The sequence below is a fragment of the Dyella humi genome (assembly GCF_044904605.1).
GTDB lineage: Bacteria > Pseudomonadota > Gammaproteobacteria > Xanthomonadales > Rhodanobacteraceae > Dyella_B > Dyella_B humi.
Genome location: NZ_JADIKI010000020.1, coordinates 1 through 23,335 on the forward strand (window position 1 = coordinate 1; position 23,335 = coordinate 23,335).

General features: G+C 55.8%; 20 protein-coding genes and 1 pseudogene. 13 read left to right on the top strand and 8 right to left on the bottom strand.

Annotation, left to right across the window (positions count from 1 at the left end):
* From ISP18_RS00445 to ISP18_RS00500, 12 genes and pseudogenes are all read left to right on the top strand, one after another.
* Positions 1-461: pseudogene (locus ISP18_RS00445) on the top strand (hypothetical protein); the annotation flags it as partial.
* A gap of 205 nt (positions 462-666) precedes the next feature.
* Entirely contained in the window at positions 667-1,776 is a 1,110-nt protein-coding gene (locus ISP18_RS00450) for an FG-GAP repeat domain-containing protein (RefSeq protein WP_380016092.1), read from the top strand.
* A gap of 66 nt (positions 1,777-1,842) precedes the next feature.
* Positions 1,843-2,886 carry an RHS repeat-associated core domain-containing protein gene (locus ISP18_RS00455; protein ID WP_380016090.1) on the top strand — a complete coding sequence of 348 codons (1,044 nt, stop codon included), beginning with the start codon at positions 1,843-1,845 and terminating at the stop codon, positions 2,884-2,886.
* Positions 2,887-2,890: 4 nt separating this feature from the next.
* The gene (locus tag ISP18_RS00460; protein WP_380016088.1) at positions 2,891-3,322 is read left to right on the top strand and encodes a hypothetical protein; all 432 of its coding nucleotides are present in this window, start codon (positions 2,891-2,893) and stop codon (positions 3,320-3,322) included.
* Between the two features lie 90 nt (positions 3,323-3,412).
* Positions 3,413-3,820, top strand: coding sequence for a hypothetical protein (locus ISP18_RS00465; RefSeq protein ID WP_380016086.1), 408 nt, complete (start codon positions 3,413-3,415; stop codon positions 3,818-3,820).
* 116 nt (positions 3,821-3,936) lie between these two features.
* A complete protein-coding gene (locus ISP18_RS00470; RefSeq protein ID WP_380016084.1) occupies positions 3,937-4,518 on the top strand; it encodes a hypothetical protein in 582 nt (193 codons plus the stop codon).
* A gap of 111 nt (positions 4,519-4,629) precedes the next feature.
* Entirely contained in the window at positions 4,630-5,403 is a 774-nt protein-coding gene (locus ISP18_RS00475; protein ID WP_380016082.1) for an RHS repeat-associated core domain-containing protein, read from the top strand.
* Positions 5,404-5,575: 172 nt separating this feature from the next.
* Positions 5,576-5,890, top strand: coding sequence for a hypothetical protein (locus tag ISP18_RS00480; RefSeq protein ID WP_380016080.1), 315 nt, complete (start codon positions 5,576-5,578; stop codon positions 5,888-5,890).
* Between the two features lie 430 nt (positions 5,891-6,320).
* Entirely contained in the window at positions 6,321-6,884 is a 564-nt protein-coding gene (locus ISP18_RS00485; protein ID WP_380016078.1) for a hypothetical protein, read from the top strand.
* A 263-nt stretch (positions 6,885-7,147) separates the two neighbouring features.
* Positions 7,148-7,702, top strand: coding sequence for a hypothetical protein (locus tag ISP18_RS00490; RefSeq protein ID WP_380016076.1), 555 nt, complete (start codon positions 7,148-7,150; stop codon positions 7,700-7,702).
* A 207-nt stretch (positions 7,703-7,909) separates the two neighbouring features.
* Positions 7,910-9,118, top strand: a complete 1,209-nt coding sequence (locus ISP18_RS00495; protein WP_380016074.1) for an IS4 family transposase — start codon at positions 7,910-7,912, stop codon at positions 9,116-9,118.
* A gap of 111 nt (positions 9,119-9,229) precedes the next feature.
* Complete coding sequence (locus ISP18_RS00500) at positions 9,230-9,373, top strand: hypothetical protein (protein ID WP_380016072.1); 144 nt, start codon at positions 9,230-9,232, stop codon at positions 9,371-9,373.
* 137 nt (positions 9,374-9,510) lie between these two features.
* Here the strand turns inward: ISP18_RS00500 and ISP18_RS00505 are convergent, their stop codons facing one another.
* The 5 genes from ISP18_RS00505 to ISP18_RS00525 form a co-directional block, all read right to left on the bottom strand.
* Positions 9,511-10,653: an acyltransferase family protein gene (locus ISP18_RS00505; RefSeq protein ID WP_380016070.1), complete on the bottom strand. Its 1,143-nt coding sequence runs from the start codon at positions 10,651-10,653 to the stop codon at positions 9,511-9,513.
* A gap of 91 nt (positions 10,654-10,744) precedes the next feature.
* Positions 10,745-11,881 carry an MFS transporter gene (locus tag ISP18_RS00510; protein ID WP_380016094.1) on the bottom strand — a complete coding sequence of 379 codons (1,137 nt, stop codon included), beginning with the start codon at positions 11,879-11,881 and terminating at the stop codon, positions 10,745-10,747.
* A 29-nt stretch (positions 11,882-11,910) separates the two neighbouring features.
* On the bottom strand, positions 11,911-12,687 hold the full coding sequence (locus ISP18_RS00515) for a DeoR/GlpR family DNA-binding transcription regulator (protein ID WP_380016068.1): 777 nt from the start codon (positions 12,685-12,687) through the stop codon (positions 11,911-11,913).
* Positions 12,688-12,996: 309 nt separating this feature from the next.
* Complete coding sequence (locus tag ISP18_RS00520) at positions 12,997-15,003, bottom strand: glycoside hydrolase (RefSeq protein WP_380016066.1); 2,007 nt, start codon at positions 15,001-15,003, stop codon at positions 12,997-12,999.
* Between the two features lie 509 nt (positions 15,004-15,512).
* Complete coding sequence (locus ISP18_RS00525; RefSeq protein WP_380016064.1) at positions 15,513-16,208, bottom strand: alpha/beta fold hydrolase; 696 nt, start codon at positions 16,206-16,208, stop codon at positions 15,513-15,515.
* A 244-nt stretch (positions 16,209-16,452) separates the two neighbouring features.
* Here ISP18_RS00525 and ISP18_RS00530 point away from each other — a divergent pair, with 244 nt between their 5' ends.
* Positions 16,453-17,847, top strand: a complete 1,395-nt coding sequence (locus tag ISP18_RS00530) for an HD domain-containing phosphohydrolase (RefSeq protein WP_380016062.1) — start codon at positions 16,453-16,455, stop codon at positions 17,845-17,847.
* Positions 17,848-17,904: 57 nt separating this feature from the next.
* Here ISP18_RS00530 and ISP18_RS00535 read toward each other — a convergent pair whose 3' ends face one another.
* From ISP18_RS00535 to ISP18_RS00545, 3 genes are all read right to left on the bottom strand, one after another.
* Complete coding sequence (locus tag ISP18_RS00535) at positions 17,905-20,994, bottom strand: efflux RND transporter permease subunit (protein ID WP_380016060.1); 3,090 nt, start codon at positions 20,992-20,994, stop codon at positions 17,905-17,907.
* A 9-nt stretch (positions 20,995-21,003) separates the two neighbouring features.
* Positions 21,004-22,125 (bottom strand): efflux RND transporter periplasmic adaptor subunit, encoded by a 1,122-nt coding sequence (locus ISP18_RS00540; RefSeq protein WP_380016058.1) that lies wholly within the window; start codon positions 22,123-22,125, stop codon positions 21,004-21,006.
* 210 nt (positions 22,126-22,335) lie between these two features.
* Positions 22,336-23,145, bottom strand: coding sequence for a class I SAM-dependent methyltransferase (locus ISP18_RS00545; RefSeq protein WP_380016056.1), 810 nt, complete (start codon positions 23,143-23,145; stop codon positions 22,336-22,338).
* Positions 23,146-23,335 lie beyond the last annotated feature (190 nt).

The window sequence follows — 23,335 nt, forward strand, 5'->3', positions numbered from 1 at the left end:
GTGGGGTGGCCACGGCGACCAGTTACATCCTGCAGGAGAACGTCAACGGTGCGGGGTGGACCACGGTGCAGTCGAGTGGTGCAACGAGTTGGAACACCAGTGGTCGCGGCAACGGGACGTATCAATACCAAGTCCAGGCATGCAACGGTGGGGGATGCAGCGGTTGGAGCAACCAGGTTACCGAGACGGTTGCGCTGATTCCCGCAACGCCAGCCATCACAGTGAAAGAAAGCCGCCCAGGCACCAATGTTGTTGCATCGTTCACTTGGACCGCAGAGTCCAATGCAACGTCTTACACATTTCAAGAACTGGTTGGGACCACGGTTTCGACCATGTATTCGGGACCCAATACTTCTTACTCAACAGGCTTTCCCCCCAGCCAAATCGGGACGCGCTCCGCACGGGTGGAAGCATGCAATAGCTCCGGGTGTTCGCCTTGGGGCGGTTGGGTGCAGTTTTGATGCCACTGTAGCTTCGGCGATGAAGATGTCATCGCCGATGGCGCATTGCTGTCACGCTCATGCATGAGGTCCAAGCCATACACGCGATCACGCAGGCATATCCAAGGGTGTCGGGTAACGCATCAAGGTCACAACTCTTCAGGTTCGCTACGTAGAGAAAAGTTCGTACATCCGTGTCAAGGGTGCTCATCATTTCGGGGGGAGTATGCGTAAACAACGGTGGTTGAAGGTGGTGGGTGTTTTGGTCGTTCTATTTGGGCCAGTTTCGGTCTCTGCGCAGACTGTCAGCTTCGACACCTTGCCTGCATTGCGCGTCACAACACCCGTTCCCTCCGGTCTACACGTGCCCGGCGACATGGATGGCAATGGCGTATCCGATGTGCTGTTGTTCAATCCGACAACCAGTCAACTCCAATCTTGGCTGATGAACACCAACGATGCCAATGGCGCCGTCACCAAGCTCAGCGCGCACACATACAACGTGACGCAGGGTTATTTCGTGGGCGCTGTTGGCGATTTCAATGGGGACGGCCTGGCGGACCTGGTCTTCACCAGCAGCAATCATGATCTCTATCTGTGGACCAACAATGGACAGGGTGGCTTCACCTCCACGCAGATCGACTCCTATCCGTCGGGATGGACGCTGATGGGTGCGGGTGATGTAGACGGTGATGGCCAAGACGATCTGCTCTGGTTGAACACCTCGACATGCCAGTTCAGCTACTGGTTGATGAAGAATGGCGTTCACGTCGAATCGAACACCATCAACATCACCTGCGGTTACTATCCGATTTCGATCGGGTATTACACCCCATCGAATCGCGTGTCGATCATTTGGACGAGTGCCGCGCAGGATCTGTATATCTGGGATAGCGCAGGCAACCAATTCACACCGTACTCGTTCGGCAAGTACGGTCCGGGCAGCACCATGGTTGCATTGGGTGGCGGCTACGAAGGCTCCCTGATGAGCCTGATCTATATCGCATCCAACCAGACGGCCTTTGGTCTCGAACTGGATCGCACCTTCAACGAGATCGGTCAGCAAACGCTGTGGCAAACCACCGAATGGTGGCTCGATAGCAGCTATCAGCTTCCCTGGAGTTCGGCCGGTTTCCTCATCGAGGGGCGAGGCACCAACATGACCGGCGTGATCTACCAGCATGGATCGGCGCAGCTTGAGGTGTGTCCGCCATTGGGTGGCAGCGGCTATGAAAGCACGCCTGCACCGATGCCTTACACGTGTCCGAGCTTTTCGATTCCTTCGGGCTGGAAGGTCATTGGAGCCATGGCGAATGGCATCGTTCCGGGCGGCTAGTTTCCATAAGTGTTGTCAGCGCTCATCGATCATTCGTTGCGAAATTGGCAAATAAGGACGTTACACATGGTTACCCATAAGAAGCGGCAAATACGAAAGTCCATAGGGACTTTGCTGCACTGGTTGGCGCTGAGTTTGCTGTTTGTTGGCACGCATGCACTTGCGCAGACGGGCGGAACGGTCACGTATGTCTACACGGATCCGCAGGGCACGCCTCTCGCAGAGACGGATGCGAGCGGCAATATCACCGCGACATTCGAGTACACGCCTTATGGAACCTATGCGCCGCAAGGTACATCGACGCCTGGTGCTGCCCCCAAAGGTCCTGGATACACCGGCCATGTGAATGATCCGGAAACCAACCTCGTTTACATGCAAGCGAGGTATTACGATCCGGTGACGGGGCATTTCTTGAGCACGGATCCTGCCAAGCCAGCGGCAGGCGATGCGTTCAACTTCAATCGATACGCGTACGTCAATAACAACCCCATTATGGGGTTGGATCCCACGGGTATGGACACCGAGTGTGGCTCAGGGTGCATGATGATGCGCCGACTATCCGATTATTTTTCCGGTGTTGGCAGAGCCATCTTAGGCGGTTCAAGCGGGATGCCAACGAGCCAGCATGGGCCGTTAGGTCAGGCACAGACAGCCATTACCTACATGAACGGCGCTGTCAATGAGGATTTAGCCTCTGCATCTGCGGCAGTCGCGCCAGTGGCTGATGCTGTGCCAGGGATGACGCTTGTCGGCTGTGCTGACGGTGAGCATTGCGGTGGCGGCGATTTGATCATGGGTGGCCTGTCAATTTTGCCTGGCGAAGGCATCGAGGCAGAGGCAGCGACTACCATTGGTCGCGAAATCAAGCTGGTAGACGGCTTTTATCAGGCCGAAGGGTCGGCCTTCAAGTTCTCAAAGTATTACTACAACAAGCTATGGTCTACCGGTCGTGGTGCTCCCTTCTTGCAAGCGGAAGAGGTCCTCAATACCGCCAAAACGATTGCCCCTGATCGCAAAGCAGGCTTCAATCGCTACGTCAATGATGCGTTTGAGATGATCTATAACCCGACCACCAAAGAAGTGTGGCACCTGCAACCAACCGGAAAGTGATCCCATGTTCAATCAAATCCTGCTGCTTATTTATCGTCTTTTCCTTCACAGAGGGGGGCGAAAGATCAATTGGATGGAGCAATATCTCGGTTACGACGGTAGGGCTGCACTTTCTTCTGACGACATTGAGAATGAGTCGAGTGCGTACGAGACCATTTTTTCGGAAGAGCATCGACCAAAGTTAGAGCGGCTTTATCTGGACTTGCTAAACGAAATGGACGGAGTCCCTTACCCGCAGTGCGGGGATGTGTTGGAAGCCCTGACATTTATACAAGAAATTTCGGCTACTGCGCTATGGAAATACCACCAAAGTGTGGGAACAGTGATTGAAGAATTCGTGAGGGACTTTGATCGCCTGGACGTTCCTGACGAGCGTGCTCGCCTTTATGAAAAAGCGCAAAATACTGGCGGCAAAGGGACGTCATCTCATTGCTGACACACTGCATGGTAATTCTGTGCTAAGTACTCGCTCTGTTTATTTGTATCGATTGACGACAATGACGACACCCCTAGTGGGGAAAGTTCCATGAAAGCTACGGATACGACGGAAGAGACACCAGCTCTTTCCCTTGGTTGGATCGTTGGTGGCTCAACCTTGGCTAACAAGCCATGGGATGATGCGATTAGAGATTTAGCTATTCGTATCGATGAGGCAAGTCAGGGTGTTGAAGCACCTTTGAATCTAAATGTCGTGTTTCAGGTTCCTGGGAACATGTTGAAGCCGGAGTTTGTTGGAGTCCGCACGGGTAGCTTTTCCAAGGCGAGAGCTTTGCTAATGGTCCAGGTCGCGGTGCCCGAAGAAGTATCATCAAACCCGACGATCTACCTTAAAAGTACAATTCATGCTGCCATTGATGAAGCGGCTCGATGGGCAGTGAAACGCAAAAAGCCGATCGATGTTTCCAAGCTGCTTTACATACTTGATCGAGCGTAATCAAGAATAAGAAAAGAGGGGAGGCGGGACAGAGAAAGCCGGGCGGAGCTAATCAAATTGAAAAACGCATGACTTACCCGACCATACAGCCTCCTTTTACGTTGGACTTTCCCCGAATGTCCAAACGCGAATTGGCCGATTACCAAGAGTGGTTTCTTGATATTTTGCCGGAACGCATTCGTATCCTTGAAGATACCGTACGGACCACGCCCGGGTTTGAGCGCTGGCGTGCGGACGAAACTCCCGATTCCCTTGATACTTTGGGTGAATGGCTTCCCACTCAAGTTGAAACACGCGCCCGTACATCCGAAGAGTTGGCGCAGGTGCGAGAGCAAATGCAACCCCAATTTAGAGACATACTCCCCGTCCAGGCTTGGGAGCTAACCAATCGTACTTATTCGCTGGCGATGGACGGTGGTATGTATCTTGGACAGGTGATGCTCCGGACGCACCCGGAACGCCTGCAATGGGGCCAGGATCTGCGAGATCGTCGAAATGTGGACTATGGTCAGGTGGTGATTGTTGGTACAGGTGTGGTCCCAATGAACACTGTTGGGTTTCTTGTGGGCATTGCTCAAAATTTCGTGCGGAAGACAGGAAAGAGAGACCTTCGCGCCATGTATGACATCTGGTCAGGTCCCGAGTCGGGTTTGTTTGTCCCTCCTCCCGTCAAGAAAGCTCGCAAACCGCGTAGCTGATGATCGGTCTTATCCATTAAGGATGGAAAGCAGCCGGCACGGATTCTGCATTTATCCGTTCGCTAGGTATGAAAGTCCATAGGGACTTTGCTGCGCTGGTTGGCGCTGAGTTTGCTGTTTGCCGGCACGCATGCGTTTGCGCAGACGGGCGGTACGGTGACTTACGTCTATACCGACCCGCAGGGAACACCTCTCGCAGAGACGGATGCGAGCGGCAATATCACCGCGACATTCGAGTACACGCCTTATGGAACCTATGCGCCGCAAGGTACGTCGACGCCTGGTGCTGCCCCCAAAGGTCCTGGATACACCGGCCATGTGAATGATCCAGAGACGAATCTCGTCTACATGCAAGCGCGGTATTACGATCCAGCAACAGGACGTTTTCTAAGTGTAGATTCTGTCAAACCAGTTGCGGCAGATAAGTTCAACTTCAACAGGTTTGCATATGCCAACGATAATCCTGAGCGCTACACGGACCCTACGGGGCGATGCATTGGAGGCCATGCTGGCCAAGATGAGCCTTGTGATCCAACTCCAACGATGCAGCGGCCGACTCCTCCGCCCCCTGCAGTAAGCCCAGAGGTACAGAGAATGAGGGATGCATCGGATAAGCGAGGTGGAACGTCCATTCATCAGGTTGCTTCTTCATCTAGCAACTCAGAAAGTGGTGGTTTTTCATTTAGTGGGGCTCTTGTTGGATCGCCAACGATAAATGCTTCCGCCATGTACGCATATGGTGGCGGCATACAAGTTCAAAAATCTCTCTATCACGACGATGACAAAGTCAGTATTGTTACACCTGCACTCGGCGCAAATGCATCCGTAGACGCCAAATTATTGGAAATTACCTATAGGGGGCGAACGCTCAAGAAGGGCCTTTGAGCTTTACCGCAGGTGGGGAGGTTGAATACCACGAGGTATTGGGTGGACGCCTTTCCTTTGGATACTCGCTGCCATCAACGTTTCAATTAACTTTGGATGGTGGTGTTGGCGCGGGCGCTGGATTCCATCTATATTCTGTAGATTGGCAGCCTAACAAATAGAGGATATAGCAATGTCTATTTTAAAAATAGGAGTTGGTTGGTTTTTTTTAATAACGTCTGTATTGTATTTTGTGTTTTTGATTAATTTCGTCCGTGATTTAAAGAAAAATCAGCAAAATTACTGGAAAGAGATTGGTGATCCAAGTAATACGGATTTGGTTGGACAGGTCAAGATATTGAGATTGATTTTTTATCCCGGTGTATTTCCTGCGAATATAATTGGTAATTATAAAAAGAAAATTGTGCTGATTCGATTGTTTGCAGCACTCGCCTTGCTTGGATTTGCGTCGATGTGCTTGATGATTACTATTTGCGTATATGATTAAGGTTAATTGAGACAACAATAAAGGGGCGGAGTGCTTTTTTTGATTGCTCTCGTCAGGTTAACAAAAAAAGTACTTTTACCCCTTTTCCGATCTCACAGGCAGTTTATGAAAGTGAAATCGAACCGTGCGTACCTACTGTTCCAGGTTGCGTCGGGATTGCTCTTCATGTTCATTGGCATGGCATTCCCGATCTATATCTACAAACAATATGGGTTCTCATATGGAAACGTCTATGATCACGGAAGTCATGTTGTAGGTCAGGTTAGGTACATCTGGTTGGGTCTTGGACTTGGATGCATGGCCTTCGTTGGAGGTGCAATCCAATTTAGATTGGCGAGATTCCATCTAAAAAATGACCGATAAAAAACGTGATGTCGTTTCGAATTGTTCGATCAAACACAGTGATCATTCATAACGAAGGTGCCTGATCATGTCTGCCTTGCAACCGGAGCTTAGGAGCGGTGAAGTGTTGCTTTGGCACGGTGCGCCACGAGGGGGCATCCACTTCCGACGAACTGATTGGTTGGCCATTCCTTTTGGTTTGGTGTGGTGCGTTTGCGCGTTTTTTGGGGAATATTCAGCGATCAAATCGGGGGCTCCAATCTTTTCAATACTGTTTGGCCTTCCAGTTGTGATTGTCGGCCTTGAGATACTGGTTGGGCGTTTCATTCGTGATGCTCTAGAGCGCAGAAAAACCACGTATTGGGTAACAAATAAGCGTGCGATTATCGCCCTTACAGCGGCTGGGGATCGTAAGATTACAAGTATTCCATTCGCCGAACTACGTAAAGTTGATGTTATCGAGAGAGCTGATCTGAGTGGCTCGATTTACTTCGAAAGAACCGTGAAAGAGCCGGGTCTGGCGGCGATGCCACGTTGGTTCATGACGGCCGCCTATTCGTCGACTGAGTTCGAACCTGTCGATAATGTGCGTGCGATTTACGAAGTAATTCTTCAGGCCAAGCAGTCCGAGCAAGGTCCCGCGTACAAATAAATGGGTCTACGTGGGCTACCCCCGAAGGGCACGGCTTTTACAAGGAAGAGAATCTCGTGGACATGTACAACCACGTGCAGGGCTTTCTCGAAAAAAACATCGGGCCTGGCGTGCAAGCGAACTAACGGTCTGAAACAATTCCCTCAGCAGATCTTCGGCAGGGACGCCGAAGATTCAAGCGACGAGCTAAATGACGCTTAGCTGGACGCCCGCTTCCGCAATCCAGAGCAGGCACAAATAGGGACACCCGAAAGGCCATACGCATGCAACGCAACGTCAAAGAATGCTCCGAGATGATCGTGGAGGGCCTTGGCCTACCCAGCTATGTCTTTGCGAAGCGGTTTCGATCGCACCTCTTCTTTGACTCTGGACTAGGCTATCCCGAACTGACGCAAGCCATTCGTGAATTGGTGGCACCATGCCTCGGTCCAGACACAAAGATTGCGGTGTTTTCAACCCATACGCGCGCGTTCCTGGGCTGGCTTGAGGTGGCTGATGATTGGCCGTCGCTAGTCGAAGGAATGATTCAACGCATGTGGGACGAAGGTGATCATGGGGGCATGTTATGGGTGGACGCTGCTGGTCGCGTGGCTGTCTACCAGTGGCGGCCGGTTGACCTTGGAGTCGTGGCCTTGGATGCCCGTGTTGATTGGCACGTGAAACTCAACGAAAGCGGCGACCCGTACTTCGCTACAGATCATTTCTTTGGTGCGGCGGCTCTTGAGCTTTTATTGGCGGACAAGAGCGAGCGTGGCTTGTCGATGGCCCATGCGTCAGGGCGTGAATTTCTCGAGGAGTTGATGAGGAACTACACCTGAAGCGACAAAAGCCGGCCACGTCGGGTTCCGAGCCCGGTTCACGTCACGCGCATCGCAGCTGGAATCAAAAAATAATGGGGTCAAAGTCTGAGGTTTCCCCACGTTTCCCTTCGTGTAATCAACGATTTGCAACGATCCTGATTGGCATGACAGTGCGCGCATGGCGCATTCTTCAAGGCGACCAAGCCAAAAGAAGAGTGCCGACCCATGCGCGCGAGCCGAGTATTACAGAAGTGTTTAGCTAATTCATTGGGTGTGATGCATGCGCTTCGCAAGCAAGCATTACTTAGATCTGTGGAAGCGTTGGTGTCGGGAAGGCGCCTTACGCTGATGGACATCGCGCGTGCTTGGCCTGGGGCACAGCGTGTGCGAGCCCCGCTTAAAGCCGTTGATCGATTACTCAGCAATCGGCGTCTCCAAGACTATCGAGAAGTGATCTACGCCGATATGAGCCGCTGGCTTTTGCGTGGCGAACACCCTGTGATCGTGATCGATTGGACGGATTTGAAACCGGATAAGTCGTGGTGTCTGCTGCGTGCAGCGGTACCGATTGGAGGTCGCACGCTACCTGTGCTGGACATGGTATTTCCCGGTAAGCAGCAAGGCTCGCCTCAGGCAGAAAGACGCTTTCTTCAGCTCCTAAAATCGCTGATGCCCGACGGCGTACGCCCCGTTCTGGTGACCGATGCAGGCTATCGAACGCCTTGGTTCGAAGCGGTGTCGGCGATGGGCTGGGATTGGGTGGGGCGCCTGCGCGGTCGCACACTCGTCAAGCCGATCGACGTTGCAGATCGATCGGACGAATGGGTGCCATGCCGTGCGCTTTACCGGTTTGCAGATCGAACACCACGCGAATTACCGATGATGACAACCAATCGCAGCCGCCCACTTAACTGTCGCTGCGTGATCTATGGTAAGAGACCGAAAGGGCGTAAACACCGGACTCAGCATGGCAAGGTGGCGCAGAGCAAGATCAGTCGACAATGCGCTAGGCGCGAGAAAGAGCCGTGGTTGCTGGTCGCCTCACCATCCCTCAATACGTTGAGTGCACGACAACTGGTCATGCTCTACGCACGTCGGATGCAAATCGAAGCTTCCTTTCGTGATCTGAAATCGCACCGCTATGGACAAGGTTTCGAAGACAGTCTTACGCGCGTAGGATCGCGACTGGAAATCCTGCTGTTGGTCAACGCGCTGGCAGCCTTCTCGTGCTGGATAGCCGGCATGAGTTGCGAAGCGAAGGGCATGGCGCACTGGTTGTCGCCGATATCGACTCGGCGCAGGCTCTACTCGATCCTGCGCTTAGGCCGTGAAGCACTCGTCAGGGACTGGCCTTATGAGCCGCTACCGCAATCGCTTCAACGACTACGTTTTTTGCCACTATATGTGTTCGATCAGATGACTGTGACGGCATGAAAACGTGGGGAAACCTCAGACTCTGACCCCTTGGACCCCGAGCTGGCGCAAAGCCAGCACACATCACTGCACGAGAAGGTCACAGGGAGACGGCCGCTCTGATAGAGCGGTATGAAAATCGAACGGGAAGCGATAAACGTGCCGCATGCTTTTTTGCTCGTCATTCCGGCGAAGGCCGGAATCCATCGCCAGTGCGCAGCGTGGATTCCGGCCTTCGCCGGAATGACAAGAGGCACGGCTGAATTTCAGGGCTAATTGGACCCGCTTCGCTGTTATAGGGCGGCTTCGGGCTGCTCCGGCATGACAAGCTAAAAACGTGGGGATATCTTAGATTCTGACCGCGTTTGTGACGCTGATCAGCAGTCTCATTTCACATTCCTAGCGCTCAGACCTCATGTCTTTCCATGCGGCCATGTGAGCCATCGACGACTGAGCCAGTTACGAATCGGTTCGTCATAAAACTTCAAGCAACTATAGGCAATGGCGATGCTTCCTATAAAAACCAGAGCCCCGACTTCAGCCCCCCGAGTAGCGGACGGTTTGTTGCTCGCCGCCCATTCTGTGTAGATATAAATGAGTGGATAGTGCGTGATGTAGAGCGGGTAGGAGATGCCCCCGAAAAACTTGGCTATGCGCGTGGATAACCCCTCGGTCAACGTTGCCCCCGCACCCACGGCGACGATGATCGGAAAGATGATGATCAGACAGATGGATTCATAGAGCCCGTTCATCCAAAGATGTTCCGCACCACCGAAACGCGGCAATGAAAGAGCAACGATGAGCAATAAGCTGCATATCGCGAATGCTCCCTTGATGTGAATGCGCTTGCCGAGGCGCATCAGAAGAAGGCCTGCGATAAACGGAAAGAGCAAACGGGCGAAACCAATATGAAGTTGCTCTGCATCGAGCGACCAGCCGCCGATCAGGTCGCCCTGTTTGCCGAATACGGCAAGATGTACAAGGAGTGCTGCGGCGAGCAGAAGCAAGATCCCCAGCGTTCGATTTGAAAGTTTCCGAAAACCGAGTGCGTAAAGAATGTTCGCGATGTACTCGAAGAAAAGCGACCATGCAGGGCCATCAAGGGGATGCATTTCGCCCCAGCCGCGGATGTCCATGGACATGGGAAGCGGAAGTAGCGTGTATCCCACCAACATCACGATGAGCACTTTCCAGACCGGTGTGTTGCCTATCAGTGGAAAGGCAGCGCCCGCCTGAAGATAGTAGAGCAGGGCACCTATGGTCATGCCCATGACGACCATGGGCTGCAAACGGATCAGGCGACGTTTGAAGAAATCCCACGTGGATAGCTTTTCCCATCGATCGTCGTACGCATAGGCGATGACGAAACCTGAGAGCAAAAAGAAGAAGTCGACCGCAAGGTAGCCGTGATTGATGGGTTGCGTAAGTGGATGGTCTGGCGAGTACGCCTCGCAAATATGAAACAAGACGACGATCAGCGACGCGACGCCTCGCAACCCATCGAGAATAAGATAGTGGCTCTTGCTCTTCACAATGCCAGATGAAGGATTCTTCATTTCTTGTGCCCCATTTTCTTCTTGATCATGGTTTCCTCTCATGCAAGCCGATGTTTAACGCAGTGTGTGCAATGCGCATCGGTCATTCATCTCAGGTGGCGCGCGCGGTGACAAAGCGTGCGCACGCGGGCACGGCGCAGAGCAACACGGCAAGCATGCCGAAGGCGATCGGCAAGCTCATGCTCTTAGCCACGAACCCCACTGCTGCAGGTCCCAAGAGTATGCCGGCGTAACCGGTTGTCGTCATGGCGGCCACGGCAAGAGAGATCGGCATGGCGCGCTGGGAACCGGCTTGCCGAAACAGAACGGGGACCACGTTCGACGCACCCAGGCCAATCAGTGGAAATCCTGCCAACGCCACGATGGGGACGGGGGATACAAGGAGAACTATAAATCCCCCTATGGCGATGAGGCTACCTCCGATCAACATGGTCCGGTCGCCGATTCGTGCCGTTACGGCGTCTCCGCATAGGCGACCGATGGTCATTGCCGCGGCAAACAACGTGTAGCCAAGTCCACCATGCGCTTCGGCGACCAACGCCTTGTCCGTGATGAGCAGCGCGCTCCAGTCGAGAATCGCGCCCTCTGCGAGAAACATGATGGCTGCCAGGCCGGCGAGCACCAGAACGACGCCATGGGGCATGACAAACAGGGGCTCTTCTTTCGCGTGCGTGGCTCGAAGCAATCGAGGCCACGCCGCAACAATGGCAAGACCCGACAGCGCTGAGCACAGAAGACTGCCACTGAGGGCGCCTAGGTGGAACGAGAGCAAGAAGGTCATCAAGGTTGCACCCGCGAATCCACCCACACTGTAGAGCGCGTGGAAGCCAGACATCATCGGTCGGCCTGAGGCACGTTCGACATCGACTGCATGGACGTTCATCGCCACGTCGAGCGAGCCCAGCGAGGCACCAAAGGCGAAAAGCGTGAGACCCAACATCCAGTGCGAGTTTGCGAGCGAAAGCAGCGGGAGGAGAAAAGCCAGACCTAAGCCGCCCGCAATAATGACGGGCTTGCTTCCAAAGCGTGCGATCAACATCCCCGTGACGGGCATGGACACCACCGAGCCCATGCCCATGCACAGGAGAAGTAGGCCGAGTTCACCATCATTCAAGGCCAACCGCCGTTTGGTGAACGGCACCAGCGGAGCCCAGCAGGCAATGCCAAAGCCAGCCGCGAGAAAAGCAAGGCGCGTAGCTAGCCGTGTCTCCGGCCGATCGGCAGACATCACGATGAGTTGCTCCGTTGAAAAGTCAATCAGGAAGAACGTTCAGCTCTGAGCACCTTGGCACCCGCATTCGTCAGCGCTTCGTAGTCCGCATTCGGTATGTCATGGTCGACAACAAAACACTCGATTGCCTCGATGGAGGCCACCCGATAAGGCGCGCTCGTCCCGAATTTGCCGTTCGTCGCCAAGACCATCGTGTGCCGGCTAGCTGCGACCAGCACTCGCTTGAACGCTGCATCCGCCGCGTTCAAGGCATAGGCCCCGCTGCTGCTCGATACCGAGCACGCCCCCAGGAAACACCGGTCGATGTTCATCTGGGAAATGCCAGATACTGCCGTGGCGTCGATAGAACCGCCCACGACCGGATCGACAGTGCCGCCTACGATGATCAACTTCAAATCGGGGCGACGCAGAACAGCTGCGGCGATGTCGATGGAGTTGGTGACAATCGTCAACTCATAGTCTTCCGGCAGAAAGTCGACTACCGCGAGGTTAGTGCTGCCGCTATCCAGAAAAACCAATTCACCAGGCGCAATGGTGGTCGCTGCCACGCGGCCCAATGCTGTTTTCTGCTCCCACGCTTCATCCATTCGCGCAGCCATCGGACGGGAGTCGGGTGAGATGGGGAGGGCGCCCCCATAGACGCGGCGACACCGTCCCTCAGCTGCAAGGGCGCGCAAGTCACGCCGAATCGCGTCTTCGGAGACATCAAATTCGACAGCCAACGCGGCGGAGACCACCGCCTGCCCGCTGGATAGACGGTCGGCAATCAGGTCGCGCCGGGCGAGAGGGATATCTGGTTTCATGCAGGTGTTTTTATTGGGATCAAATGTAAACGTGCACGGACTTCGGAGTTATGCGCGGCGGGTTTGGTGCGCATGGGTGTCGGGCACGATCTCTTGTTTCCCCTGGAAGAGGGGTGTTCGATGTGCCGGTGCACGCTCATGTCAGGCACCGCCGCGTTTCATGGAAATAGCATAATGTGTATAAACAAGAATGTAAACGTGTACAAACATGTAATCGGTAGACGCGCCCTAGACCGTTTGAGCCAGCCCTTTTCGCTCAGCGTTGAACGCGCTTTATCCCAACAGTTGCGTTCTCGCTGAAAGCGGTATTCATCGAAGCGTGAATAGTTGCTTCGACGATGCGGAATCGCAGCGGTTCTGTCGCAAGGTGCTGGCGCCACTCGGCTCTTCTAGGCACAAGCCGGAACCTTTCACGTGAATCCGATAGCTATCCGCACCCGCAGCTTCCAGATAGAACAACGCGTTATCGGTCACGGACGTTTCGCCGCAAGGCCATTGAATGAGGTTGCCAGGGCCACCGCGCGTTTTGCCGTCACCCGGAGAAGAGGCGTCGTTCGCGATGTTCAAGCATAGGCTGTCGTGAGCGTTCACCGTTTGAATCGAATAGAAACCGTTGCCGCGATCGACGAAGTTGAATAGTTCGTTGATGTACGCACCGCATGCATAAGGAATGATCGCGGCACCGCTCTGCGTGGAGTTGGTGACGATATTGATGCAACGCCCGGTGGATTGCGTTGCGAGTTGGTGCATCCCTTCGAGAGTGTTGGTCGGCGCGCCGGGCAACGGCGTTGCGCCGTCGATAACGTACGTACTGATGGAGCGTGGCGGCAGTGGATCGATGATGCGATGGTCCGGCGCGATCGCGATCGTTTCCGCGCGCAAATCGGCGCCCACATCTTCCGTCGTGCGATAAACCTGCACGGTATGCGGCAATCCTGCGAAGGCGCTGAGGTCGAGCTCGTTCCTGCCCGGGTTGTCTCCGTTGGTCGTCACCAATACGAGACGTCTGGATGTGGATGAGTATGCGGCGAGCGTGTGGAAGGCGCCGCCCGCGGAAATGATCCGGAAGCCCGGGCGAATGAAGCGTGTGTATTGCGCGATGGCGTAGTACTGCTTTTTCGGCTTGGGTTTGCCGCCATGCGGATCGAAGGCGATGATTTCCCAATCCGGTTGCCAGAGTATCCATGCTTCAGCTCCGAGATCGCGCAGATCCGTGCGGATCGAGTCGCTCATGAAAAGTGCGCCCCACATCTCGTCGGGTTCTTTCTGATCGCGGAAGCAGCAGCCGAGTTCGCTCATCCAGATCGGCTTGTGGAGTTTCTCGCTCAGCGCCTTGTATGCCTTCAATGTCGCCAGATCGGACACGTCATGATGATAGTCGTGCGTGTTGAGTCGTCCGAGCGAAGCACGGGCTTCCAGAGTATGTTGGTCCGCGGTGGTCAACGCCGCCGTCACATTATTTGTGTCCACACCAGCGACGAACGTGGGCGAACCGAGTTGCTTTAAGCGGATCGCCAGCATCGGTATCACCGCGTCCTGCGTTGCGATGGGCGCGGAATATCCTTCCTGAGCGCCGCCGGCCGTCCAAGCGTTTAGATCCGGCTCGTTGAACGGCTCGATGCTTTCGAACGCGACACCTTCTGCGTCACGGAAGTGCTTGACGACCGTCGCCAGGTAATCGACGAAACGCTGCCGCATCTCGAGTCGCAGGTTGTCCTGATGCGCTTGCTTGCTGCCGGACGCGCAGCCGCTCACGGTCATCCAGTATGGCGGCGAATACGCCGCGGCTTCGAAGATATCGGCGCCGCGCTTTTTTGCTTCCTGTAGCATTTTTCGTTGCGGCGCGTCGCGGTTCCAGTCGAAGAGCGCATCCGGGCCGGATTGATAGCCTTCCATTTGCGCGTCCGGGCGCATGTGCGTGTGAGTCGGATCGTCGCCACCGCCGATGTTGTATCGCGCGATGTTTAAGCCAAGCGTAAGGCCGGTGTCAGGGTTTCCATAAAGCAGGTCCATGTATGCACTTTGCGTTGCCGGGTCGTTGATCTTCGCCGGCTGACGATCGCCGCCATACAGATCGTTCGCCTCCCAAGCCAGCGACATGCCCCAGCCTCGCACTATCTGAGCGGGTCGCGGTTGAATTCGTCCCGTGTTGATCGACGCGGCCGAGACATGGCTTGTCGATGGCGCCAAGGAATGCTGGTCGTTGCCAGCCACCGGGGCCTCCGGCGATTCGGAATCGGCGCAGGCGTGGGCATGCCATGACAGACCAGCGAACAGGAAACCAACGACGATCAGAGCTTTCCATAGTCGACGCATAGAGTCCTCGAGCTCGCGGAACGGTACGGATTTTTGCTGATGGGAATGTCGCTACGGCGGCGAGAGCATGACGCGTCAACGTAACGAGTTGTCGAGTTGCGTCAAAATTCCAAGCCGAAGGTTCTAGACCCTACGTGTCGGGAAAGCAAACTCAGAATCTGGACAGACTTTCGGTTGTGAAGTGGGGAAGGGGACGCACGCCTTTCTTGGGTGCTATATGGGGACTTCCGGGATCGGGAAGCCATTCATGGAACAAGCCGGCACCGGAGAGCTTGCTAAGCGGCCAATTCACACTCCATGCGATAAGAGCCAAAATTTTTCCGGACATCGTATCGAATTCCGATCTTGCTGCTCGTCGCTATAGCAAAGATCGAGCAACTAGCCCGGCTCATGACCTATCAGGAGACGAAAATGTCTCAATATCAGATCTCTACCTATGCTGTCGGCCGGAAGCAGGCGTCCGGAAAAGAAGAGGGCGCGTTGAGCGCCCTCTAGCGGTGCGGAATTCTTTATTCGCCACCCTCGGCGGCTCGCTTGATTAGATCAACTACAGCCTGAGGCTGGGAAACATACACTGCGTGACTGCCTGCCACGTCGGCCACGGTGGCGCCGGCACGTTGGGCCATCTGGCGCTGGGCAGGCGGCGGAATCATCTTGTCGTCCGTGGCGATCAGGTACCAGCTCGGCTTAGTCTTCCAGGCTGGCACGGTCACCGCGCCAGCTAAGGCATCTACGCTCCAAGGCACTTGGGAATCGGCCATGAAGGATGCGTCTTCAGGAGAAACGTCAGCCGCGAACGACTCAGCGAACTTGGCGCGATCCAGGAACAGGAAGCCGTTCTGTGGCGGCAGAATCGGCGGCACCGGTGCACCCGGAGGCGGGTTGGCAATCAGCGACTGTACCGATTCCCCAGCGTCGGGCGCGAAGGCAGTGATGTAGACCAGGCGCTCCACTTTGGGGTCGTTGCCCGCTTCGGAGATCACTGCGCCACCGTAAGAGTGACCCACCAGAATGGCGGGCCCATTCTGCTGTGAAAGGACCTGCTTGGTGGCTGCCACGTCATCAGCCAGCGAGGTGGTTGGGTTCTGCACGATGGCAACGTTGAAGCCATCTTTCTTCAGCAAGTTATAAACCTTCTGCCAGCCGGAACCATCCACAAAACCACCGTGGACCAGCACAACGTTCTTGACGCTATTAGCTTTCATGGGAATCTCCAGAAGTAGTAAGCAGTTCGGACATTTGTCGGTGAGAGGTTGGGTAACCAACCTTGGTGCACAGCTTGCGCTGCGGCTGCCACGCGCACCATCGGTTGAATGACCGAGGCCGACGCGAGACGGACACAGCTAGACTTTCTCCTTCCTGTTGATAGCCAATGACATTGCTATGGATGACTCGACCGTTCCGCTACTGGATGTCGTGCGCTCCCTGTCCTTCGTGGGAGATCTTTCCATGGGGCAACCCACGGACCATTCGCCGCGTGTCGCCTGGATAGCCGGGCAATTGGCCAAGGAAGCCGGCGCCGATGAGGTGGCATGCACCCGTGCCATGGCGGTTGCACTGTTGCGCTGGTCCGGATGCACAGCCAATGCGCCCGAGTTCGCAGAGCTATTTGGTGACGACGTAAGCGGACGGAAAGCACTTCTGGCGGCCCAGTCTTCAACGAGCGGCTTTCGAGCTGCCACTCGCAAAAAGGGATCGGCGTTCCTCGCTTTGTCACGCATCCATTGCGAGGTATCAGGTGACATTGCCGTACAGCTGGGATTGGACGACACAACGCAGTTCGCATTGCGCCATCTATTCGAAAGCTATGACGGCACCGGTGCACCAGGCGGCCTGCGCGCCGAGGAAGTGCCGATGGCCGTCTACATGGCATCGCTGGCTGGCGACCTCGACATCTTTCATCGGTTGTATGGCCTTGAGCAGGCGTACACGTTGATCAATGCACGTGCTGGTGCACTGTATCCGCGAGAACTGGCGCGCGTAATCGTTGCAAATGCCCGGCCATGGCTGGCTGCGCTGGAGGAGGATCCGACCCTATCCGGTCCGTGCTCGCTCGATGAAGGTTTCGCTGGCCATGCGACGTCGCTAGAGATCTTGGCGCACGTTATCGACCTCAAACTGCCCTGGATGACAGGACATTCGCGACTCGTGGCCCAGTTGGCGCGCAACACGGCACAGCAACTCGGCCTGGATGAAAGTGGACAACGGAGGATTTATCGCGCTGCACTCATCCATGGCATGGGAAGAGCTTCCGTCCCCAACATGATCTGGGATACCCCAGGCAAACTGCCGCAGTCAGCGTGGGAACGCGTTCGCCTTGTGCCGTACTGGACCGGCCGCGCTGCGCGACAAATAGGTTCGCTGGCCAGCGAGGCGGAAGTGGCCTCTTATGCATATCAACGGTCGGATGGATCCGGCTACTTTCGTGAGGCCAAAGAAGCAGGCATATCGCTCGAGGGGCGTATTCTCGCTGCCTCCGTTGCACTCGCTGCGTTGCAGGCGCCACGTCCATGGCGTGAAGCCTACTCCGAAGACATAGCGGCGGAATTGTTGATGACCGAAGCCAGGGCAGGGCGTCACGACGTGAACGTTGTCCACGCACTTCTCGATAGAGCGCCAGCCGCTACCGCGTTGCCTGCTGCATCGTCGACCGGGCTTCTAAGCCAGCGCGAACGAGAGATCCTTCGCTGGATCAGTCTTGGTGCGAGCAACAAAGTAGTGGCGCAAAAGCTCGCCATTAGCCCGAGTACCGTACGCACACATGTGGAAAGTGTGTTCCGCAAATTGGAGTGCTCGACGCGTGCAGCAGCTACGTTAAAGGCGACCCAGCTTGGCTTGCTGTGATGATGAGTAAGGAGTGCTCGCGCGGGCGATAAATCTTCCTTACACACTCATGTCGATTCATGCAGCCGATTTTATTTCGACATACCCCAACGCAAATCGCCGTTGCAAGCGCGTCAGCTGCAGATAGATCACCGGCGTGAGATACAGCGTGAGTAACTGAGAGAGCAGTAGACCGCCCACAACGGCCACGCCGAGTGGTCGCCGCACCTCCGAACCGGCGCCTAGGCCAAAGGCGATGGGCAATGCGCCGGTGAGCGCCGCCATGGTGGTCATCATGATCGGCCTGAAGCGCACTTGGCAGGCTTCGAAGATTGCATCGCTCGGCGATGCCCCCGATTCACGCTGGCGTGTCAGCGCGAAGTCGATCACCATGATCGCATTCTTCTTGACGATGCCGATCAACAGCACGATGCCGACGAATCCAAATAAATCCAGGGCGAAATGAGCCATCTGTAACGTAAGCAGCGCTCCCACCGCTGCGGCGGGCAGACCAGACAGAATGGTCAATGGATGGATGAAGCTCTCATACAAAATGCCCAACACGAGATAGATCACAAACACGGCTAGTAATAGCAAGATGCCAGTTCCCTTCAATGACTGCTGAAACGCCTGAGCATTACCTTGCAGGTTGCCGCTGATGGTTGCCGGTAAGTCGATCTGCTTCAATGCGCTGTGAATCTCGGTCAAAGCGGTGCCAAGGCTCACGCCAGGAGCGAGTCCAAAGGAGACGGTTACCGAGGGTAACTCACCTTGATGATTCACCGTCATCACCTGTGGCTTGCGTACGAACCTCGCTACGGTATCCAGCGGAATCAACTTGCCGGAGTTGGAGGTCACATAGAGCTTCGAGAGCACGGCGGGATCGTTCTGCAGCGCGCGTTGAACCTCCATCACCACCCAGTATTGCGTCGCGGCGCCATAGATGGTGGAAAGCTGATTTTGGCTAAATGACGCGCCGAGCGCCGTCTGGACTTGCGCCATGGTCAGCCCCAGCGGCGCCAATTTGCTACGGTCTACTTCGACCTCAATGGAAGGGCTGCTTAGATTGAGATCGTTGGTGACATCCTGAAAACCGGGCAGCGCCGAGAACGCCTGCGTGACCTTACCGGACCAATCGTACAGAGCGTTCAGATCGATGGACTGTAAAGTGAACTGATACTGCGCTTTGGAGCGCAGGCCGCCTATCTGGATCATTGGCGGGTTCTGCACGTAGGCACGCATGCCGATGACCATGGCGAACTTTTGTCGCAGCTCTTGCACGACCTCATCCACACGCAAGCTTCGCTGATTCGCCGGCTTCAGCTTCAACAACATTTCGCCGTCGTTGATCGTCGTGCCACCTGCCTCGACCGAGGACATCCACGCATCGATATTTGGATCTTGCGCGACGATCTGTGCCAATTGCTGTTGACGTGCCACCATGCCGCCGAACGAAACGTCCTGCGGCCCTTCCGTGTTGACTTGCAATTGACCACTGTCGCCTGCGGGGATGAAATCTTTGGGTACGGATTCGAACAGCGACACGGTCGCCAGCAGACTAAGCGCGAATACGCCAAGCACTAGTCGGGGACGATCCATACACCAACGCAAACTACGCACATAGCCGCGTTGCGTCATTTGGAAATAGCGATTGAATGCGGCGATGAGCCCATTCTTCTTCTCGCGATGGCTCGCCTTGATGAAGCGGCTACACAGCATCGGCGTAAGCGTGACAGAGATAACCCCGGAGATAAGAATCGCCACGCTTAGCGTTACGGCGAATTCGTGGAACAGACGCCCGACGATGCCACCCATAAACATCACCGGAATGAACACCGCTATCAGTGATAACGTCATCGAAAGGATGGTGAAGCCGATTTCACCCGCACCCTTCAGAGCCGCCGTGTGGGGATCGAGACCGGCTTCGACGTGACGCACGATGTTTTCCAGCATCACGATCGCATCGTCTACGACAAAGCCCACTGCCAAGGTCAGCGCCAACAGCGAAAGATTGTCCAGACTGTAGTTCAGCAGATACATCACGCCGAACGTGCCGGCCACGGCGAGCGGCAATGTGACGGCGGGGATTAACGTGGCGGATAGATTGCCGAGAAAGAGATAGATCACCAGCACGACCAGCACGCCTGCCAGTAGTAGCGTGAACTGCACGTCGTTCACCGAGGATCGGATCGATTGCGAACGGTCATACAGCACGTCGAGTTTTACGGATGGCGGCAAGCCTGCAATAAAACTCGGCAGGACCGCTTTGATGCGATCGATCATCTCTACCGTGTTGGTGCCGGGTTGGCGTTTAATCGCCAAAAGGACTGAACGATCGTGCTTGTACCAACTGGCGACCTGATCGTTCTGCACACCGTCGTAAGCTTGCCCGACATCGCCCAATCGCACCGGTGCACCGTTGCGCCAGGCCAGGGCAATGTCGTTATAGGGTGCGGCGCGCAGCAGTTGGCCTTGCGTGCGGACTTGGAACTGCTGGCTGGGTCCGTACAGCGTGCCGGTGGCCTGATTGACGTTGGCGTCGGCGACCGCTTGTTGCACTTGATCGATGCCAATGCGGGCAGCGGCCAATCGATCTGGATCGATGCTGATGCGCACCGCGTATTTGGTGGCGCCGTAAACGTGGACGTCCGCCACGCCGTCGATCATGGATAGTCGTTGCGCCAGCTGCGTCTGCGCGTATTCGTCCAATTGCGACGACGGCAACGTGTGCGATGTCATGGCCAACAACAGCACCGGTGCGTCGGCGGGGTTTACCTTGCGCAGTATCGGTGGCGTGGGCATGCCGGGCGGCAACTGGTGTTGCGCGGCAGAGATGGCCGATTGCACGTCCTGCGCTGCAGCGTCTATGTTTCGACTCAACTCGAAACTCAAGGTGATGCTCGTAACGTCCGATGAACTGGATGAATTCATCGCGTCGACACCGGGAATCGTGGATAGCTGCTCTTCAAGTGGTGTGGCGACGGCCGACGCCATGACTTCCGGCGAGGCACCCGGCAAGCTGGCGGTGACGCGAATGGTGGGATAGTCGACGTTGGGTAGTTCGTTCACCGCCAGCTTCGGATACGCGGCGATGCCGAACACCAGCAGTGCCAGCATCAACAGCGTCGTCATCACCGGGCGTCGGATGCACAGCTCGGGTAGGTTCATCGTTGCGACCTATGTGCCGTCAGCGATGCGCACGAGGCTGCCGTCGCTCAACGATAGCTGGCCATCAATGACGACGCGCTCGCCAGCTTGAAGGCCTTGCGTGATCACCATGCGACCTTCTGCGGTCGGTCCGGTGTCGACAAAACGCTGATGAGCTTTGCCGTCCGCGCCGATCACAAATACGAAGTCACCCTTGTCCGAGCTTTGCAGTGCTTGCGCCGGCATACTCACCGCGTTGATCAGGTGTTCGGTGGGAATGCTTACTTGCATGAACTGGCCCGGCGTAAGTCGGCCGTCAACGTTTTCAAGGCGACCCTTGAGCACGATGGTGCTGGTGTTGACGTCCACCGTGTTGTCGATGAATTCCAGCCGAGCCTGCAAGGACGCGCTGCTATCGCCCGGCAGCCGTGCCTGCACCGTTACGGGGCCGTGCATCAGTTCGGTGCGAATGGCACTCAAGTTGGCTTCCGGAACGCTAAAGCTGATCCGTAGTGGTTCGATCTGATTGATCACCACAATGTCTGTACTATCGGCTGTGACCTCTGCACCGGGCCAGACCTGCGGCAGCCCAACGACACCGTCGAATGGTGCGGTAATGCGTGTATAACTGAGCTGAAGTTGAGCCCATTCCTGTGCGGCACGGTCGGTTTGCAGCGTGGCGCGCGTGACACCGACGTTCGCTTGATACGCGTCGAAATCGGCGCGCGAGATGTAACCCTTGGCGACGACTTGGCTATAGCGCTGCAGGTCCGCCTGCGCTTTGTCGAATTGTGCCCTGTCTTTGGCGACATTGCCGATCGCTTGGTCGAGCTGAGCTTGGAACGGCAAGGGATCGAGCAGCGCCAGAAGATCGCCTTTCTTTACCATCGCGCCGGGTGCAAAGCCCAGCGACTTGAGCTGACCCGAGTTGCGCGCACGTACCGTGACGGTGGACCACGCTTCGGTGCGCGCCACAACGTTCAACGATAGATCGAGATTCCCTCGCGTGGCCACAGCGCTTTTTACCGGTACCGCAGCGCGTGGCGCGAACGCGACATGGCTCGCTCCAGACGCATCGTCACGAAAGTAATGGGCGGTGCCAATGAGCACCGTCACCGTGATGATGATCAGAATGAGTTTCTTCCGCTTCATGAAGATGTCTGCTTCTGGAGGGGCGAATCCTGGATGGTCGAGTCAGCGTCGCCATGGACGGTTTCAGAAGAAGCGGTATGTCGAATGGCTCGTTGTCTTGTGGCGTTACACCGACCGGATTGCAGCACCACGCCAATCGGATAAGTGGCAAGCCCGACTGATTACGGGCTAGCCAAGTTATCAGTCGACGCGGCACACACTCTGGCTCAATCACGGCTCGGTCTTCGATCCCGCTGTGGGCTTGCGGAACTTCAACACGAACTTGTCAGTTTGACCTTTTATTTCCGGAGCGAACACCGATTTGTCGTGCCCATCCTGCGGATTGCTGAGCACGTCACTGGTTCCGTCCAGCTCGAAACCTGCTGCCTTCGCTTGAGCGATGACCGTTGCCGGATCGATGCGATGCAGCGTGGAGGCATCCCTACCGCCGGAGCCGGGTGCAGCTGCATGATCGACGACGATAAAAACACCACCTGGCTTTAGCGCTTTAAATGCGGCGGCATCGAGTTTGGCTGCCTGCTCGGGGCCAGTGCTTCCGCTAACGCTGAAAACGGGCACTGCGCCATAGACGTCGTGGTAATTCTGGGATGTCCAAACGACATCCAACGGCGCGCCGACATCGAGTCGGTCATAGGGCCGAATCGCGAGACTGGTGTTGCCGCTGTAAGCGGGATCGGCAACCAGCTCATGGATGGGCTTGAGCTTTTCCGGGGGCACTTTGGTAGCCAGGCTCTGCGGGATGACGGCGTACACGTGACCTTTTGCACCAACCACCTTGCTGAAGATGCGAGTGAAGTAGCCGTGACCCGGCATCACGTCAGCGACGTTGTCGCCCGGTTTGATGCCGGCGAACGTGACTAGCGCAGCCGGCTTGCGATCGTTGTCGACTTGCTTATCGGCAGCCGGACGCGCGGCATCGGCGACTGCATCGGTCACATAAGCCGGGGTGGACAACGTTTGGGCATGCAACAGCGTTGCAGTGCCGAGGAAGAGGAGGGCGAACGCTGAATTCTTTTTCATACGATGACTCCTGGAAATGCGAATGCATGAGTGTCCGTGTCAACCACGCTATTTACAGATATGGCTATGATGAATGTCGCTGCGCTTTCCGCCTTGGCTACGTTCGTCGCCTAGTCTGGCGAAGGCGCCATGCATCTGCCCAGACCACTCGCTGCACCGGACCGGCCACTCACTGCAGCGCCTGATTTTC

What these genes read in the sequence shown, in the direction of transcription:
- ISP18_RS00450 (WP_380016092.1), top strand. Translation starts at nt 667, where the DNA reads ATGCGTAAACAACGGTGGTTGAAGGTGGTGGGTGTTTTGGTCGTTCTA.
- ISP18_RS00455 (WP_380016090.1), top strand. Translation starts at nt 1,843, where the DNA reads ATGGTTACCCATAAGAAGCGGCAAATACGAAAGTCCATAGGGACTTTG.
- ISP18_RS00460 (WP_380016088.1), top strand. Translation starts at nt 2,891, where the DNA reads ATGTTCAATCAAATCCTGCTGCTTATTTATCGTCTTTTCCTTCACAGA.
- ISP18_RS00465 (WP_380016086.1), top strand. Translation starts at nt 3,413, where the DNA reads ATGAAAGCTACGGATACGACGGAAGAGACACCAGCTCTTTCCCTTGGT.
- ISP18_RS00470 (WP_380016084.1), top strand. Translation starts at nt 3,937, where the DNA reads ATGTCCAAACGCGAATTGGCCGATTACCAAGAGTGGTTTCTTGATATT.
- ISP18_RS00480 (WP_380016080.1), top strand. Translation starts at nt 5,576, where the DNA reads ATGTCTATTTTAAAAATAGGAGTTGGTTGGTTTTTTTTAATAACGTCT.
- ISP18_RS00485 (WP_380016078.1), top strand. Translation starts at nt 6,321, where the DNA reads ATGTCTGCCTTGCAACCGGAGCTTAGGAGCGGTGAAGTGTTGCTTTGG.
- ISP18_RS00490 (WP_380016076.1), top strand. Translation starts at nt 7,148, where the DNA reads ATGCAACGCAACGTCAAAGAATGCTCCGAGATGATCGTGGAGGGCCTT.
- ISP18_RS00495 (WP_380016074.1), top strand. Translation starts at nt 7,910, where the DNA reads ATGCGCGCGAGCCGAGTATTACAGAAGTGTTTAGCTAATTCATTGGGT.
- ISP18_RS00500 (WP_380016072.1), top strand. Translation starts at nt 9,230, where the DNA reads ATGAAAATCGAACGGGAAGCGATAAACGTGCCGCATGCTTTTTTGCTC.
- ISP18_RS00505 (WP_380016070.1), bottom strand. Translation starts at nt 10,653, where the DNA reads ATGAAGAATCCTTCATCTGGCATTGTGAAGAGCAAGAGCCACTATCTT.
- ISP18_RS00510 (WP_380016094.1), bottom strand. Translation starts at nt 11,881, where the DNA reads ATGTCTGCCGATCGGCCGGAGACACGGCTAGCTACGCGCCTTGCTTTT.
- ISP18_RS00515 (WP_380016068.1), bottom strand. Translation starts at nt 12,687, where the DNA reads ATGAAACCAGATATCCCTCTCGCCCGGCGCGACCTGATTGCCGACCGT.
- ISP18_RS00520 (WP_380016066.1), bottom strand. Translation starts at nt 15,003, where the DNA reads ATGCGTCGACTATGGAAAGCTCTGATCGTCGTTGGTTTCCTGTTCGCT.
- ISP18_RS00525 (WP_380016064.1), bottom strand. Translation starts at nt 16,208, where the DNA reads ATGAAAGCTAATAGCGTCAAGAACGTTGTGCTGGTCCACGGTGGTTTT.
- ISP18_RS00530 (WP_380016062.1), top strand. Translation starts at nt 16,453, where the DNA reads ATGGGGCAACCCACGGACCATTCGCCGCGTGTCGCCTGGATAGCCGGG.
- ISP18_RS00535 (WP_380016060.1), bottom strand. Translation starts at nt 20,994, where the DNA reads ATGAACCTACCCGAGCTGTGCATCCGACGCCCGGTGATGACGACGCTG.
- ISP18_RS00540 (WP_380016058.1), bottom strand. Translation starts at nt 22,125, where the DNA reads ATGAAGCGGAAGAAACTCATTCTGATCATCATCACGGTGACGGTGCTC.
- ISP18_RS00545 (WP_380016056.1), bottom strand. Translation starts at nt 23,145, where the DNA reads ATGAAAAAGAATTCAGCGTTCGCCCTCCTCTTCCTCGGCACTGCAACG.